The sequence below is a fragment of the Enterovibrio nigricans DSM 22720 genome, assembly GCF_900167155.1.
GTDB lineage: Bacteria > Pseudomonadota > Gammaproteobacteria > Enterobacterales > Vibrionaceae > Enterovibrio > Enterovibrio nigricans.
In genome coordinates, this window is sequence record NZ_FUXU01000216.1 from 1 (window position 1) to 1,489 (window position 1,489).

Here is a 1,489-nt window from a genome sequence, read left to right on the forward strand (position 1 = left end):
CTATCACGGTGAACCCGCACACGCTGAGCTGGGCACAAATGCCCTATCACAATCATGGCGTGTACTCACAAGACTGGGGGGATTCCGGGGGGAACCTCGCGAACACCCGAGATACGCATAACGTTCGTTTGAGGAATACAGAGCCTGCTGGCTCAAGCGTGCCTCATGCGCACGGGGCCACCTCCAGCATCGTTGACACACGGCAGTCATCTGTTGCCGTTATTTGGATCATGAAGTTATGAACATCACAGCGATCACGCAAGACCAACTCATTCTTATCGACGGTGTCGGCGTTAGCGCCGTTGGCGGCTTTCGTATGGAGCGCGGGGAGTGGGCATTGCACTTTGATACCGATAAAGGTATCGGCCATATCGAATATTTGGATAGCCGCCCGAACCTTCTATTAACGCAGGTACATTTTGATAATGCCTATCACTGGCTGATTGAAGAGTTTGAACGGGCACAGGCTGAGGCCAAACGCGAGGAGGAGTTTGATGCACAAAATATGGCTGCCTCTGCTCGTCCTGACGGCGGGCGGGTTGATGCTCATGAGGCGGCCTCAAGCGATGGCGCAGACATCGATGCCGACAACCGCGAAGGATCACGTCATGACTAAACCAACCCGTGCCCCACGAGGCATTCGCAATCACAACCCTGGCAATCTGGAAGATAACAACACGCCCTGGCTTGGACGCGCCGGCAATGATGGGCGATACCTGATATTTACACGCCCAGAGTATGGCCTTCGCGCCTTATACAAGGTGCTTTTAACCTACCGCTACAAATACAACGTGAACACGGTAGAAGGCATCCTTCACCGCTGGGCACCGCCTGTTGAAAACGACACGAATGCGTATGTGAAGCATGTGGCCCAAAAGCTCGGTGTCTTGCCACACACGCCGTTATCGATGGAGGACTACCCCGCCCTGGTGAAAGCCATTGTGCTGCATGAGAACGGGGTGCAACCCTACAGCGATGAGGTGATAGCCCATGCGATTGCCCTCGCTCGATAACCAGGCGTTGCTCACCATGATTGTGGGCGGCGTGGTGGTGTACGCCATCACGCAGTGGCTGGATAGGGCCGCAGAGAAAGCGAATGCGCTGGCTGACACGGCGACCAAGCCGCTTGCCGATACCTGGGCGGACATCAAGCACACGGTGAACGGCAGCGGCGCGGTCGAACTCACCCCGCTCACGCTGCAACGCCATTACTTTCAAGATGACTGGACGCTGACCCCAGACGCAGAGCGCACCCTTTGGGGAATACGTCAATATGTGCCCGAGCTGACATCGATGTTCGGCGCAAAAGGGCAGGCATTAAAAACGCGGTATCGCCATTTACTTGGCGTACCCATCACCAAGGACACACTATGAAATACGTAAACACGCTGCTAAAGCAGCCATCGACCTACAAAGGGCTGGCCCTTCTTGGCTCAATGGCCGCCGTTGCCACTGGAAACGGGCATTTGTTCACAGCAGAAATGACCAA

The 1,489-nt window shown here is 55.4% G+C and carries 4 protein-coding genes; all 4 read left to right on the plus strand.

Annotated features, from left to right (window positions below):
* Positions 1-242, plus strand: a 242-nt coding sequence (locus tag B5D35_RS24675) for a hypothetical protein (protein WP_212567572.1), incomplete at its 5' end; no start/stop codon positions are given.
* Positions 224-616 (plus strand): hypothetical protein, encoded by a 393-nt coding sequence (locus B5D35_RS23700; RefSeq protein ID WP_139367873.1) that lies wholly within the window; start codon positions 224-226, stop codon positions 614-616. The genes B5D35_RS24675 and B5D35_RS23700, both read left to right, overlap by 19 nt.
* Positions 609-1,013, plus strand: coding sequence for a structural protein (locus B5D35_RS23705; protein ID WP_244556738.1), 405 nt, complete (start codon positions 609-611; stop codon positions 1,011-1,013). Before B5D35_RS23700 ends, B5D35_RS23705 begins: the two co-directional genes overlap by 8 nt.
* Positions 991-1,374 (plus strand): hypothetical protein, encoded by a 384-nt coding sequence (locus tag B5D35_RS23710; RefSeq protein ID WP_078754845.1) that lies wholly within the window; start codon positions 991-993, stop codon positions 1,372-1,374. The genes B5D35_RS23705 and B5D35_RS23710 overlap by 23 nt, the downstream gene beginning before the upstream one ends.
* Positions 1,375-1,489 lie beyond the last annotated feature (115 nt).